The organism is Bradyrhizobium sp. LM2.9 (assembly GCF_054056555.1).
Genome location: NZ_JBSRYJ010000002.1, coordinates 3,930,783 through 3,944,006, shown reverse-complemented (window position 1 = coordinate 3,944,006; position 13,224 = coordinate 3,930,783). Strand labels below are relative to the sequence as shown.

Annotated in this window: 12 protein-coding genes and 1 other RNA gene; 9 read left to right on the top strand and 4 right to left on the bottom strand. The window is 65.3% G+C overall.

From position 1 onward, the window contains the following. Positions 1-22 precede the first annotated feature (22 nt). Entirely contained in the window at positions 23-766 is a 744-nt protein-coding gene (locus ACVWW3_RS20700; RefSeq protein WP_247442581.1) for a sulfite exporter TauE/SafE family protein, read from the bottom strand. A 226-nt stretch (positions 767-992) separates the two neighbouring features. Between ACVWW3_RS20700 and ACVWW3_RS20695 the strand changes: the two genes are divergently transcribed. Next, positions 993-1,253, top strand: a complete 261-nt coding sequence (locus tag ACVWW3_RS20695) for a hypothetical protein (RefSeq protein ID WP_456648832.1) — start codon at positions 993-995, stop codon at positions 1,251-1,253. A 6-nt stretch (positions 1,254-1,259) separates the two neighbouring features. Here ACVWW3_RS20695 and ACVWW3_RS20690 read toward each other — a convergent pair whose 3' ends face one another. After that, a complete protein-coding gene (locus ACVWW3_RS20690; protein WP_456648833.1) occupies positions 1,260-2,630 on the bottom strand; it encodes an aminotransferase-like domain-containing protein in 1,371 nt (456 codons plus the stop codon). A 49-nt stretch (positions 2,631-2,679) separates the two neighbouring features. On the opposite strand from ACVWW3_RS20690, the gene ACVWW3_RS20685 reads away from it, so the two are divergent. Next, positions 2,680-3,153 carry a DUF983 domain-containing protein gene (locus ACVWW3_RS20685; RefSeq protein WP_456648834.1) on the top strand — a complete coding sequence of 158 codons (474 nt, stop codon included), beginning with the start codon at positions 2,680-2,682 and terminating at the stop codon, positions 3,151-3,153. A gap of 179 nt (positions 3,154-3,332) precedes the next feature. On the opposite strand, the gene rnpB is transcribed toward ACVWW3_RS20685, so the two are convergent. Beyond that, an RNA gene (gene rnpB / locus ACVWW3_RS20680) (RNase P RNA component class A) lies at positions 3,333-3,814 on the bottom strand. Positions 3,815-3,963: 149 nt separating this feature from the next. On the opposite strand from rnpB, the gene ACVWW3_RS20675 reads away from it, so the two are divergent. Together ACVWW3_RS20675 and ACVWW3_RS20670 are read left to right on the top strand one after the other, a co-directional pair. Continuing rightward, positions 3,964-4,317 (top strand): YciI family protein, encoded by a 354-nt coding sequence (locus ACVWW3_RS20675; protein WP_247347753.1) that lies wholly within the window; start codon positions 3,964-3,966, stop codon positions 4,315-4,317. A gap of 22 nt (positions 4,318-4,339) precedes the next feature. Further along, on the top strand, positions 4,340-5,572 hold the full coding sequence (locus ACVWW3_RS20670; RefSeq protein WP_456648835.1) for an RNA polymerase sigma factor: 1,233 nt from the start codon (positions 4,340-4,342) through the stop codon (positions 5,570-5,572). A gap of 122 nt (positions 5,573-5,694) precedes the next feature. Here the strand turns inward: ACVWW3_RS20670 and ACVWW3_RS20665 are convergent, their stop codons facing one another. Further along, entirely contained in the window at positions 5,695-6,477 is a 783-nt protein-coding gene (locus ACVWW3_RS20665; protein WP_354049286.1) for an N-acetylmuramoyl-L-alanine amidase, read from the bottom strand. A 523-nt stretch (positions 6,478-7,000) separates the two neighbouring features. Between ACVWW3_RS20665 and rsmH the strand changes: the two genes are divergently transcribed. The 5 genes from rsmH to ACVWW3_RS20640 all read left to right on the top strand — a co-directional run bounded on the left by rsmH (position 7,001) and on the right by ACVWW3_RS20640 (position 13,070). Continuing rightward, positions 7,001-7,990 (top strand): 16S rRNA (cytosine(1402)-N(4))-methyltransferase RsmH, encoded by a 990-nt coding sequence (gene rsmH / locus ACVWW3_RS20660; protein ID WP_456648836.1) that lies wholly within the window; start codon positions 7,001-7,003, stop codon positions 7,988-7,990. A 3-nt stretch (positions 7,991-7,993) separates the two neighbouring features. Then, positions 7,994-8,386, top strand: a complete 393-nt coding sequence (gene ftsL, locus ACVWW3_RS20655; protein WP_456648837.1) for a cell division protein FtsL — start codon at positions 7,994-7,996, stop codon at positions 8,384-8,386. Next, positions 8,383-10,137 (top strand): peptidoglycan D,D-transpeptidase FtsI family protein, encoded by a 1,755-nt coding sequence (locus ACVWW3_RS20650; RefSeq protein ID WP_247347748.1) that lies wholly within the window; start codon positions 8,383-8,385, stop codon positions 10,135-10,137. The genes ftsL and ACVWW3_RS20650 overlap by 4 nt, the downstream gene beginning before the upstream one ends. An 84-nt stretch (positions 10,138-10,221) precedes the next feature. Next, complete coding sequence (locus ACVWW3_RS20645; protein ID WP_456649782.1) at positions 10,222-11,694, top strand: UDP-N-acetylmuramoyl-L-alanyl-D-glutamate--2,6-diaminopimelate ligase; 1,473 nt, start codon at positions 10,222-10,224, stop codon at positions 11,692-11,694. Then, positions 11,691-13,070: a UDP-N-acetylmuramoyl-tripeptide--D-alanyl-D-alanine ligase gene (locus ACVWW3_RS20640; RefSeq protein ID WP_456672096.1), complete on the top strand. Its 1,380-nt coding sequence runs from the start codon at positions 11,691-11,693 to the stop codon at positions 13,068-13,070. The genes ACVWW3_RS20645 and ACVWW3_RS20640 overlap by 4 nt, the downstream gene beginning before the upstream one ends. The last annotated feature ends 154 nt before the right edge of the window (positions 13,071-13,224 follow it).

The following is a 13,224-nucleotide window of genomic DNA, read 5'->3' as shown; positions in this document are numbered from 1 at the left end:
GTTCCCGGAAGAAAATGCGGACTTAGTGCGTGCCAAAACTGTTCCAGACGAGGCCGAGGCCCGACAGGAACAACAGACCGAGCACGACATCGCCAAAATGCTTGTCGCTCAATGCGTGATAGACGCGTGCGCCGGCCCATGCGCCGATCAGCGTGCCCGGAAATGCGACCACCGCGAGCCAGACGACCTTGAACTCAACAAGGCCCGAGGCCGTCTGCAACACCAAAGCGGTGGCGAGCACCGTGAAATTGAACAGCTGGAAGATGCCGCGCCGCTCGTGCTTGTTCCAGCCGCGGATGTTGGCCCACAGGATTGGCAGCGGGCCCGACAATCCGGCCAGACCGCCAAGAATGCCGCCGGCAAAGCCGATCGCGCCGTCGGCGATCCGACCGCCGAAGGCAATGGCGAGCGGCTTCTTGTTGAGGTACAGCGCGCTCGAGAAGATCAGCAGCAGCACGCCGACGCTCAGCTTGAACACTTTTGGATCGGCGGAGGCGACCAGCATGGTGCCCAGCGGCACGCCGATCAGTCCTCCGATCAGGAACGGCCAGACCAGCGAGAGATCAAAACTCTTCCACATCGACGGCAGTGTCGAGCTCTGCGCGATCACCGAGCAGATCAGCACCAGGGGCACCGCGAGCGACGGCGGCAGCACGTAGAGCCAGATGCCGAGCGCCATCAGCGCCGTGCCGAATCCGGCAAGGCCCGAGACGAAGCCTCCGGCCAGTGCGCCGAACAGCAGCAGCGCGTAGGTGAGCGTATCCAACCGATTGTCCCTGTTATCTGGGCGATCCCGAACTGTTGATCGCCATCGCTCGCATAGCACAGCTGCGGCTATGCCGGTCAATTTCAAAACTGCACGCAAGCGTGATCCCCGACGGCGGGCGTTCGCGAAAGACAGGCCTACATGTCCTCTGCAATGTGGGGGCCCGCCCGACGCGATCATGCGGTTCGATTGCCCGGTCACCCGAACGAGATTATGGAGAAGAACGATGACCCGCACGAAGATCGCCGTTGCAGCCGCGCTATTGTCGGCGGCGGCCTTGATGCCGACAATCGCGCAGGCGCAGTTTTCCGAGCCTGCGGCCTATCAGGCTGCCCATCCGGACCGCGATGTTCTGAACGGCGGCCAGCTCACGCCGGCCGCGCGCGGGGCCCGTGGCGAGACCGTTGCGCCGAGCGAGGCCTATGCGGCCTATCCGTCCCTCGTCGCGCCGGCTGTTCGCTCCCACCATCGCCGCCAGCATCGATAAGTATTGCTAGACGATCTGCCGGGTGTCGGCCGGCCTGTGCAGCGCGCCGACCAGGATGCGCAGCGCTTCGGTCAATTCCGCTCTGTTGCGCGCTGCGCCAAGCGAGACGCGTGCCGCGTGCGGCGTGGTCCCGTCGACGGTGAAGGCCTCGCCGGCGACGATGGCGAGACCATTTCGCAACAGATGCGCCGCGACGTCGGGGCGGCCCTCCGGCAGCCGCAGCCATAGATGATGAGCTGCCGACTTGGCCAGAAATTGAAAACCCTTCAACGTCCGCTGTGCGAGCTGCTGGCGGCCGATCGCCTCGTTGCGAATGGCGGTGATGATGCGATCGGCGATGCCGGTCTCGATCCAATGCGTCACCAGCGCGACCATCAGCGGCGCCGGCATCTGCACGGTCGCCTGCAAATAGTTGCGCATTTCCTGCTGGGAGCTCTCGTCGGGCGTCACCAGATAGGCCACCCGTAGCGCCGGCGCGATGCACTTTGACAGCGTGGTCGCCAGATATGTCCGCTCCGGAATGAGATTGGCGATCGGCAATGCGGAGCGGTCGAGCAGACCGTAGGCGTCATCCTCGATCAGCATCGTATCGGCATCGCTGATGATCCTTGCGATGGCGCTGCGGCGCTCGGGGAGAAGCGTCGCGGTGGTTGGGTTGTGCAGCGTCGGAATGAGGTAGACCGCTTTCGGCTTATGCGCGCGACACGCTTTCGCCAGCGCGTCAGGCAGGACGCCGCCGTCATCCATGGCGATGCCGACGAGCTTGACGCCGAGCCGCGCCGCGGCGGCCTTGATGCCGGGGAAGGTGAGGGCCTCCGTCAGCACCACGTCGCCGGGCCTGGCGAGATGGGCGAGCAGGTTGAATAGGATCGTCTGCGTACCGGGAAAGATCACGAGCTTGTCGGCATGTGCGTGCGGAACGCGTGCGCGCATCCAGCGCGCTGCGACCGCGCGCTCATGGCCGCTGCCGCCGGGCGGCTGGTAGTTGAGATGCGCGGTCAGGCCCGATTGCGCGCGGATGGCCTCGAGCCCTGCGATGATTCGCTCGTCCAGCTGCGCTTCGAGCGGATGCGGCGGCACGTTCATCGCGAGGTCGATCGCGACGGGATGCGGCAGATCGACCGCGCGGCGCACGCTGGTCTCCGACACGAACGAGCCCTGACCGACCCGGGCTTCCATGATGCCGCGGCGCCGCGCCTCGGTGTAGGCGCGCGTCACCGTGGTGAGGTCAATGCCGAGCGCTTTTGCGAGGGCGCGCTGCGTCGGGAGTTGCTGCCCGCGTACGAGGCGGCCGGCGGCGATGTCGGCCTCCATGGTATCGACGATGCGTTGATAACGCGGGCCATTCAGCTCCGAGATTGTAGGGGTCCAATCCATGCAATTTGAGCCCATATCCTTTGAATGTATGGATACAAGATAGTATTGTATGGATCAGCGGAAAGGAAGAGGTGCTGTCATGGCAACCGGTTCAGTCTCTCTCACGAAAGCGATGTGGCGCGGTTTCGTGGGCAAATGCCCGAATTGCGGCGAAGGGCATGCGTTCGGCCGTTTCCTGAAAGTGGCTGACGCCTGCGACCATTGCGGCGAGGAGCTGTTTCACCAGCGCGCCGATGATTTTCCGGCCTATCTCGTGATGGTCGTCGTCGGCCATCTCGTGGTCCCGGCGATCCTCGTGGTCGAGACCGCCTATGCGCCGGCAGTCTGGTTGCAACTGGCGGTTTGGCTGCCTGTGACGCTGTTCGCTTCGCTCGCGCTGCTGCAACCGACAAAGGGCGCCATCGTCGGGCTGCAATGGCAGATCGGCATGCACGGTTTTGAGCCGGGCAAGCTGCGGCGCGAGGCCGGTCAGCTTGCACCCGTCTTCGTGAAAGCGGATACGCGCGCGGCCTCGGGGCCGTAGCGTTTACAGCGCGCGACTGGCCGCTACACCGAACGTCACGGCGCCAGAGGCGCTGATGGCGGTGTTGCAAGAGATCGTCGGATAGCGAGCCCAAAATGGTGAGGGGCCCGATGCGATCAGCATCGAACCCCTCGTCACTTCTTGGTAGACACGTTTTCTTCTGCTCGAAAACGCTTTAGAATATCAGCCGGCCTGTAAGCCGGGTTCTGTAAGGCATCGTCCGCTTGCGCGAACGATACGTGACGGCCATTCCTCTGGGACCATGTTTGCACATGGCCTCGAGCAACCTACCCGGACGGCGGGCCTGACATCGCCCCGCGGCGTTATCGCTTTCGCGAACAGCCCGCTACGCCGTCCCTATTCGGTTTTGCTCCCGGTGGGGTTTACCATGCCGGCGCCGTTGCCGGAGCCGCGGTGCGCTCTTACCGCACCTTTTCACCCTTACCCGCCTATGCAGCTTGCGCTGCTTCGGCGTGGCGAGCCTTGCGGGCTTGTCACGCCACAGTCCCGTTAGGGGCGAAGGCGGGCGGTTCGTTCTCTGTGGCACTTTCCCTGGGGTCGCCCCCGCCGGACGTTATCCGGCACCGTATGTCAAGGGAGCCCGGACTTTCCTCCCCGGCGGCCTTTCGGCACTTGCCGGAGCGGCCGTCCGGCCGACTGACGGCTTACGCATGGAGCATTTGCGACGGTTCCGTCAAGCCGATATCGCCGCGCACGCGACCTTCAGATAATTTATCCTGAACATGTCGTTTGGGGTCTGGCTCGTTCGACTGGATGTCGGTGATCCCCCGAACACACAGGAGTGAAGCGATGCAGTATCTGCTGATGATCTACCAGAACGAGGTCGAATACGCGAAGAACGACGCTGCCACGGCCCAGAAGATGATGAGCGAATACCAGGCCTTCACGCAAGGCATCATCCAGAGCGGCAATTTCAAGGCCGGCGACCGGTTGCAGCCGACCACGACCGCGACGACGGTCCGCGTGCGCGACGGCAAGACGCTGACGACCGACGGCCCGTTCGCCGAAACGCGCGAGCAACTCGGCGGCTATTACCTCGTGGAGGCCAAGGATCTCGATACTGCGATCGAGATCGCGTCCCGGATTCCGTCGGCGCGCATCGGTTCGATCGAGGTGCGGCCGATCTGGGTCTACGACAAGTGATGGCGCAGCCGCGCATCGGCGCATGACACTGTCCGAGATCGACAAAATCTTCCGCGACGAGGCGGGGCGGGCGCTGGCCACGCTGATCCGCCTCGTCGGCGATTTCGATCTCGCCGAGGATGCGCTCCAGGACGCTTTCGCGGTTGCGCTGGAGCACTGGCCGGCGGGCGAGCTTCCCGACAACCCGCGCGCCTGGCTGGTCAATGTCGCCAAGCACAAGGTGATCGACCGGATTCGCCGGCAGGCCGTCTTCCGCGGCAAGCAGCAGGCACTTGTGCACGAGCTCGAGCTCAACGCGCAGGCGACCGACGAGCCGTCGGCGATGCTCGACGACGACATGCTGCGGCTGATCTTCACCTGCTGCCATCCCGCGTTCGCGCCCGAGGTCCAGGTCGCGCTGACGCTGCGCACCGTCTGCGGGCTCTCCACCGCGCAGGTGGCGCGCGCCTTCCTTGTCAGTGAGGAGGCGATGGCGCAGCGTCTCGTCCGCGCCAAGCAGAAGATCAGGCTCGCCGGCATCCCCTATGAGGTGCCCGAGCGCGACACGCTGGTGCCGCGGCTCGACGGTGTACTCGCCGTGATCTATCTCGTGTTCACCGAAGGCTATGTGGCGACGTCGGGTGCGGATTTGATGCGGCCCGATCTCGCGGCCGAGGCTATCAGGCTCGGCCGTTTGCTCGATCGTCTGCTACCCGATCGGACCGGCATCAAGGGCCTGCTGGCGCTGATGCTGCTGCACGATGCGCGCCGCGCCGGGCGTGAGACCGCCGCCGGCGATATCGTGCTGCTGGAAGAGCAGGACCGCTCACGGTGGGACCGTGCACAGATCGAGGAGGGCCTGCGTATGGTGGACGACGCGCTACGCGTGCCCGGCCGGCCGCAGCCCTATGCAGTACAAGCCGCGATCGCCGCACTGCATGCGCGTGCGCCGAGCTATGAGCAGACCGACTGGCCGCAGATTGCCGGGCTCTACGAGGTCCTGCTGCGTATCAACCCGTCGCCGGTGGTCGAACTGAATCACGCGGCGGCGGTGTCGATGGTCGACGGGCCGGCACGCGCGCTCGATCTGGTGGATGCGATCGCCGCCCGAGGCGGGCTCGATGGCTACGAGCTGTTGCCGGCGGTGCGGGCGGATCTGTTGCGGCGGCTTGGCCGGAATGAGGAGGCGCGCCAGGCCTATCGCGCGGCGACGGACGCGACGCAGTTGGAGCCGCTGCGACGGCTATATGCGCGAAGGATGAGGGAGATGGAGTAGTTCCTGCCTCATACTCCGTCATTGCGAGGAGCACTTGCGACGATGCAATCCAGACTGCTTCCGCGGAGGCAGTCTGGATTGCTTCGCTTCGCTCGCAATGACGGGGTGTGTGGCAGTCGCCCTCACTTCGTCGCGATGGTCGTTGCCTCCTGAGGGAGACTCCCCAACAGCGCCTGCAAGGTCGACAGGGTGGAGTGATCCGCGACTCCATCCAGTCGCGCCGGCCGGAAGTGCCGCTGAAACGCGGTGACGACTTCCATCGTCCCGGCGTCGTATTTGCCGGTCAAGGGAACGCCGTAGCCGTATCTGGCGAGCGCCTGCTGCAGGCTCAACACCTCGTCGCTGATGGTGCCGAGCATCAGGCTCTCGCCGCGCACGACCGGCGCGGGCGTGACCCAGTGGCCGACGCCTGAATTGGCCAGCGAATGCCACGGAAATTTTTCGCCGGGATCCTTCTTGCGCGCGGGCGCGACGTCGGAATGGCCGAGCACCCGGTGCGCGGGCACCTTGCGACGGAGCATGATGCCGCGGCACAGCGCGATCACGGCGGCGATCTGGCGCAGCGGGTATTCCGGATAGCCCCAGTCATGGCCGCGATTGACGATCTCGATCCCGATCGAGCAGGAGTTGATGTCATCCTGGCCGCCCCAGGACGAAACGCCGGCATGCCAGGCGCGCCTGGCCTCCGGCACACATTGCACGATACGGCCGTCTTCCAGCACGACGTAGTGCGCCGACACCTCGGTGCCCGCGGAGCAGAGCCGCGCCAATGCACCTTCGACGTCGGGCATGCCGGTGTAGTGCAGCACGATCATATCGGGCTGCCGGCCCTTGTTGCGGTCGCCATGGTTCGGTGAGGGGATGATGTCGGAGACGATCGAGGAATCCGGCTCGAACGTCCGCATGTTCGCCGCGGCCTTGGGAACCGGGAGAACGCGTTGACGCTTCGAATCAGATCCAGACGGCGTGGACGAACCGGACGACATAAACAGCTCAAGACAGACAGAGAGTGGGCCAAGCCCTTCTCTTTACTATTCCTTTACCCTCCACCGTGCGCAATCGGGAGACGGGGTTAACGGGTGCATTTTGGCGCATGTGTGTGGATGCAGCATCACCGTCGCGTCAGCTTTTCGACTTGTCACGAGCCGATCAACGCTTTCTTAACGCTAAGGGCCGTTACTGAGAGATGAAGAGCCGACCCGTGTCCGGAGGCGGCCAAAGCGTATTTTGGCTTGAAATCCCATGGCTGCCCGACAAATTCCACTGGGAATGCTGGGTTGGCGGCTCAGGGTCACCGGGCTCGGTAACCATGCTGGACGGGGGTTGGGTCGTGGAACCGCCGCGACGCGGAATCATGCGAGGCGTTATGAGCTTGTTCGTCCCCGATCTCGCATGGACGTCCGGCGGGGCGCTCGGCAGGCTTGGCGCATGAACTCGGCTCCGCACATCCCCGTTCTTGGCCGCGAGGCTGTCGACTACCTCGCCCCGCGCGAAGGCGGCCTTTATGTCGACGCGACCTTCGGTGCCGGCGGCTACAGCCGCGCGATTCTCGACGTGCCGGGAACCCGCCTGATCGCGATCGACCGCGACCGCACCGCAATCGCAGGCGGCGCCGAGCTGGTCGAACGCTCCGCGGGCCGGCTGACGCTCGTTGAAGATCGCTTCTCCAACCTCGCCGAGGTCTGCGCGGCTCAAGGCGTCGATGGCGTCGACGGCGTCGTGATGGACGTCGGGGTATCCTCGATGCAGCTCGACCAGGCCGGCCGCGGCTTCTCCTTCCGTCTGGAAGGTCCGCTCGACATGCGGATGGGGCAGGCGGGACCGACCGCAGCCGATGTCGTGGCGCGTGCCTCCGAAGGCGATCTCGCCGACATCATTTATCTCCTCGGCGAAGAGCGGCATTCGCGCCGCGTTGCCCGCGCCATCGTCGCGGACCGGCAGGAGACGCCGTTCACGACCACGCGCGCGCTCGCCGATCTCGTCGGCAGGGTGGTTCGTTCCAAGCCCGGCGATATTCACCCGGCGACGCGGACGTTCCAGGCCCTGCGCATCTTCGTCAACGAAGAGCTCGAAGAGCTTCAGACCGCGCTTGCCGCGGCGGAGCGTGTGCTCAAGCCCGGCGGTCGCCTCGTGGTCGTCTCGTTCCATTCGCTGGAAGACCGCATCGTCAAGAATTTTCTGGCCGAGCGTAGCAAGACCGGTGGCGGCTCACGGCATCTGCCGGAAGTGTCGCAGGCTGTGCCCAGCTTCCAGCTTTTGACACGGCGGCCGGTGATCGCAGGCGAAGACGAGGTCGCGCAGAACCCGCGCGCGCGGTCTGCAAAACTGCGCGCCGCCGAGCGCACCTCGGCGCCTGCGCATGACGATGGCGAGCAATCGCCCTGGCCAAAACTCTCCGACGTCATGAGAGGTGGCTAGCGCATGCGCTTCATCCACCTCCTCGTCATCGGCGCGCTGGTCTTTGCGGCGGCCTATGTCTACCGGATCAAGATGGACTCCACGGCGCGCACCGAAAAGGTGCTGCGGCTGCATGCCGAAATTCGCGAGCAGCGCGACGCCATCGCGGCGCTCCGCTCCGAATGGGCCAAGCTCGACGCGCCCCTGCGCTTGCAAGGCCTGTCGGACCGGCATCTGCAGCTCAAGCCGGTCAACGGCACGCAGTACGATTCACTGAAGAACCTGCCCGAGCGTCCGCCGCGGATGTTCAGGCCGGGCGAGCCGGATCCGATCGGCGCCATGCTCAACACCATCGAAGCCGCGAGCGATCCCGACACGGTGACGGGCTCCGTGCCTCAGTCCGAGGACAAGCAATGAGTGCTGTGACCCCGGCCAAACCTGCAGCAAAGCCGACTGAGCCCTGGCGGCAGCGGCTGATCCGCAGCCTGCTTTATGGGCGCAACGTCGATCGCGCCGCAAAGGCACGCGCGCGCGTCGGCCTGGCGATGCTCGCCTTCGTCGCGGTCTACGCCCTGATCGGCGGCCGGCTCGTGATGTTCGCGATCGGCGCCGACGCCCACGGCGCGCGCCGCGCCGCGGCGCAGGAGGTGGTCGCGACCGCGCGGCCCGACATCATCGATCGCAACGGCGCGATCCTCGCGACCGACGTCAAAGCGTCGAGCCTGTTCGGGGAGCCGCGCCGCATCATCGACAAGGATGAGGCGATCGAGCTCCTGACCGCCACCGTGCCCGACCTCGACGAGGTCGAGGTTCGCGAGCGCCTGTCGTCGCGCAAGGGCTTCGTCTGGCTCAAGCGTGAGATCACGGCGAAGCAGCAGCAGGACATCCACAAGCTCGGCATTCCCGGCATCGGCTTCCTGCGCGAGAACAAGCGCGTCTATCCGACCGGCAACGAGGTCGCCCACCTCATCGGTCTCGTCAACATCGACAACCAGGGCATCGCCGGCATGGAGAAGTGGCTCGACAATCAAGGGCTGGCCGATCTCCACCGCGCAGGTTTTGCCACCGACCGGCTGCAAAAGCCGATCGAGCTCTCGGTCGATCTGCGCGTCGAGCACGCCCTGCGCGACGAACTCCTGAAGGCCAAGGAGAAGTACCACACCAAGGCCGCCTCCGGCATCGTCTCCAACGTCAAGACCGGCGAGATCGTGGCGATGGTCTCCCTTCCGGACTTCGATCCCAACAATCCGAAGGAAGCGCACGACCCCGACCGCATCAATCGCCTGACCACCGGCGTCTACGAGATGGGCTCGACCTTCAAGGCGTTCACGCTGGCGATGGCGCTCGATTCCGGCAAGATCAACCTGAACTCGATGTGGGATGCACGGGGAAACCTGCACTACGGCAAGTTCACCATCCATGACAGCCATTCGCTCGGACGTTTCATCAATACCAAGGAAGTGTTCACGTTCTCGTCCAACATCGGTGCCGCGCGGATCGCGCTCGGCCAGGGCGTCGAGGCGCACAAGGCGTTCCTCGCCAAGATGGGCCAGTTGACCCGGCTGCGCACCGAGCTGCCGGAGAGCGCGGCTCCGCTGATACCGCGACGCTGGGGCGAGCTGAACACGGTCACCATCGCGTTCGGCCAGGGCATGTCGGTGGCGCCACTGCAGGCGGTGATGGGCATCAACGCGCTGGTGAACGGCGGCTATTTGATTCCGCCGACCTTCATGAAGCGCACGGAGTCCGAAGCGGCGGCGATGGCGAAACGCGTGATCAAGCAGGACACCAGCGACAAGATGCGGTTCCTGATGCGGCTCAATGCCGAAATCGGCACCGCCAAGACCGCCGACGTCAAGGGTTACTACGTCGGCGGCAAGACCGGCACGTCCGAAAAGGTCATCAACGGCCGCTATGCCAAGAAGCGCGTGCTCAACTCCTTCACCGCGATCATGCCCTGCGACGACCCGAAATATCAGATCCTGATCATGCTGGACGAGCCGCAGGCGATTCCGGAAACGAAGGGTTTCATCACCTCCGGTTGGAACGCGGTGCCGACCGGCGGCAAGGTGATCGAGCGGATCGCGCCGCTTCTGGGCATCGAGCCGCGGTTCGACCTGCCGCCGTCCGAGCGCCTTATTCTTGCAGCATCCAGGACAACCCAGTAATCAACCGGGTGGGCCGTTGCCGCCGCTGAGTCGGGATTTCCCTGAAGATTCGGCGCTCCGGTGCGGCATGTCGACTGGAAGACCATGAAGCTGCGCGACCTCCTAGGTCAGGATGTTCTGGGCAATGATGCCGCACTCGAGCCCGCTGTCGCGGCGCTCGATGTGAACGGCGTTGCCCTCGACAGCCGCGTGGTCAAGCCGGGCGATCTCTTCTTCGCACTTGCGGGCAGCAAGACCGACGGTGCGCGCTTCATCGATGCCGCGATTGCCGCAGGCGCGGTGGCGGTGGTCGGCGACCATGCGCCGGCGGCTGACAAGGTGCCGTTCATCACTGTCGCCAATCCGCGCCGTGCGCTGGCGTTGGCCGCGGCAAGTTTTTTTCCGACGCAGCCCGCGACCATCGCGGCGGTGACCGGCACCAGCGGCAAGACCTCGGTCGCGGCGTTCACGCGCCAGATCTGGGAGCGGCTCGGGCATGCCTCCGCCAGCATCGGCACCATCGGCCTCGTTTCACCCAAGCGCACCGTCTACGGCTCGCTGACGACGCCCGATCCGATCGCGCTGCACCGGCAGCTCGACGAGATCGCGCGCGAGGGCGTCACGCATCTCGCCTTTGAGGCGTCCTCGCACGGGCTCGATCAGTATCGCCTCGACGGCGTGCGCGTTTCCGCCGGCGGCTTCACCAATCTCTCGCGCGACCACATGGATTATCATCCGACCGTCGCGCATTACCTCGCGGCCAAGCTGCGCCTGTTCCGCGAGCTGGTTCAGCCTGGAGGCGCGGCGGTGATTTCGGCCGATCATGATTGCTCGGCAGAGGCGATCAGTGCTGCGAAGTCGCGCGGCTTGCGCGTGATGGCGGTCGGTCGCAACGGCGACGGGGCAGGCGAGGGCATTCGTCTCGCTGGTGCCGAAGTCGAAGGGTTTTCGCAAGTGCTCGCGCTCGAGCATCGCGGCAACCGCTATGCGATCCGGCTGCCGCTGGTCGGCGAATTCCAGATCGAGAACGCGCTGGTGTCGGCCGGCCTTGCCATCGGCACCGGCAGCGACGCCGCAAATGTGTTTGCAAGCCTGGAGCATCTCGAAGGCGCCAAGGGTCGGTTGGAGCGCGTCGGCGAACGCAATGGCGCGCCGATCTTTGTCGATTACGCGCACAAGCCCGATGCGCTGGCGAAGGCGCTGCAGGCGTTGCGTCCCTACGCCAGGCGCAGGCTGATCGTCGTGTTCGGCGCCGGCGGCGACCGCGATGCCGGCAAGCGTCCGATCATGGGCGAGATCGCGGCTGACAACGCGGACGGAATCATCGTCACCGACGACAATCCGCGCAGCGAGAAGCCGGAGGCCATCCGCGCCGAGATCCTCGCGGCCGCCAAGGGCGCGCGCGAAATCGGCGACCGCGCCGCGGCGATCCGCATTGCGATCGAGGAATTGGAAGAGGGCGATGCGCTGCTCATCGCCGGCAAGGGACACGAGACCGGGCAGATCGTCGGCGGAGAGATTTTGCCCTTCAGCGATCACGAGGCGGTCGCCGCCGCACTAGCGTCGAGGATTCCATGAGCGCGCCAATATGGACGGTGGCTGAAGTGGCACATGCGCTGGGCGCTGCCGGATCATTCCCGGACACGCCGATCGATGTCGTCACCCAGGACAGCCGGCTGGTGAAACCGGGCAGCCTGTTCGTCGCGCTGAGTGGCACGCCGAGTGGCGGCTTCATCTCGGCCTTCGCCAGCGCGCGTGATGGTTGGGAGTTCGCGGACAAGGCGGAAGCTTCCGGCGCGGTCGCGATGATCGTGCCGTACCAGATCGCCGGCATCCGCATTCCCCAGATCGTCGTCAAGGACACGCTGATCGACGGTCTCTGGGGTCTTGCGCGTGCCGCACGCGCACGCTTCAAAGGGCCGGTGATCGGGCTCACCGGCAGCGCCGGCAAGACCAGCACCAAGGAGTTTCTGGCCGCCTATCCCGGCGCCTATGCCAGCCCGGCGAGCTTCAACAATTTCTGGGGCGTGCCGCTGACGCTGTGCAATGCGCGGCCCGATGCCAGTCTCTGGGTCGTCGAGATGGGCATGAACCAGACCGGCGAGATCGCGCGGCTCAGCGAACTGACGCGGCCGACGGTTGCGCTCGTCGTCAACGTCCAGCCGGTGCATCTCGAGAAGCTCGGCTCGCTCGAAGCCATCCGCCGCGAGAAGGTGTCGATCGCCCTCGGTCTGTCCTCGGACGGCGTGCTGGTGCTGCCCGCCGGGATCAAGGCGCCGGACTGGAAGGGCAAGGTCGCACGCTTCGGCGAGAAAACCGAGGTGCACGAGGTCGCGCACGCGCCGCATGGCGACAGCTGGCAGGTCGTGGCCGCGCTCGGCAAGAAGGAGATCGCCTTCAGCCTGACGCCGGGCGCGCCGCACCGCGTGCAAAATGCGCTGGCCGCGCTCGCTTCGATTCGTGCGGCGAACCTCGATGCGGCGACGCTTGCGACCAAGCTCGACCGCGTCGGCATCATGACCGGCCGCGGCGTCGAGCAGGCGGTCGTCGGCGTCACCGTGATCGACGACAGTTTCAACGGCAACCCGGCCAGCGTTGCTGCTGCGCTGCAAAGCCTTCAGGCGCGCAACATGACAAGCGGCCGCCGCATTGCGGTGCTCGGCGATATGCTGGAACTGGGCGACGGCGCGCCAGGCTATCACGCCGACCTCGCCAAGCATCTCGACGGCATCGACGGCGTCTATTGCGTCGGGCCCCTGATGCGTCACCTCTTCGAGGTGCTCCCCGCCGGCAAGGGTCTCGGCTGGCACGACGATCCCGTCACGCTGAAGCCGGGCGAGGTCGCAAATCTGCTGAGGGCAGGCGATGTCGTGGTTGTCAAGGGCAGCAAGAAGATGTTCTGGGTCAACAAGTTTGTGCCGGGCCTAGTGGCCGCCTTGCAGGCAAAGGCGTAAACTGCTTGGAAGGCGCTGCTCCCGAATCCCACCCTTTGCGGCGCGAAACCGTCCGTTTTCTTTAGAGGTCGCCCGACCCCATGATCAAGACCAGCGAATGCGCGTGAGGCACGTCGAGTCCAATACCAAGAACACGGCCATAACCACGGCCAAA